At 53.9% G+C, this 334-nt stretch carries 3 tRNA genes; all 3 read left to right on the forward strand.

The features are described 5' to 3' along the window. The first annotated feature begins 48 nt into the window (after nt 1-48). The 3 genes from M3166_RS19155 to M3166_RS19165 all read left to right on the forward strand — a co-directional run bounded on the left by M3166_RS19155 (nt 49) and on the right by M3166_RS19165 (nt 282). Nucleotides 49-124 (forward strand) — tRNA-Asp (locus tag M3166_RS19155). A gap of 5 nt (nt 125-129) precedes the next feature. Then, a tRNA-Phe gene (locus M3166_RS19160) sits at nt 130-205 on the forward strand. A gap of 3 nt (nt 206-208) precedes the next feature. Continuing rightward, nucleotides 209-282, forward strand: a tRNA-Gly gene (locus tag M3166_RS19165). Nucleotides 283-334 lie beyond the last annotated feature (52 nt).

Below are 334 nucleotides of genomic sequence, written 5' to 3' on the forward strand. Positions count from 1 at the left end.
CTCATAACCCGAAGGTCGCAGGTTCAAGTCCTGCCCCCGCAACCAAATGGTCCCGTGGTGTAGCGGTTAACATGCCTGCCTGTCACGCAGGAGATCGCCGGTTCGATCCCGGTCGGGACCGCCATTTGTGGGTTTGTAGCTCAGTTGGTAGAGCATTAGATTGAAGCTCTAAGTGTCGGCGGTTCGATTCCGTCCAAACCCACCATTTGCGGGTGTAGTTTAGTGGTAAAACCTCAGCCTTCCAAGCTGATGTTGTCGGTTCGATTCCGATCACCCGCTCCAGTTTTTAAATAGGGCCTATAGCTCAGCTGGTTAGAGCGCACGCCTGATAAGC

This window comes from Solibacillus isronensis, assembly GCF_023715405.1.
In the GTDB taxonomy this organism is placed as follows: domain Bacteria; phylum Bacillota; class Bacilli; order Bacillales_A; family Planococcaceae; genus Solibacillus; species Solibacillus isronensis_B.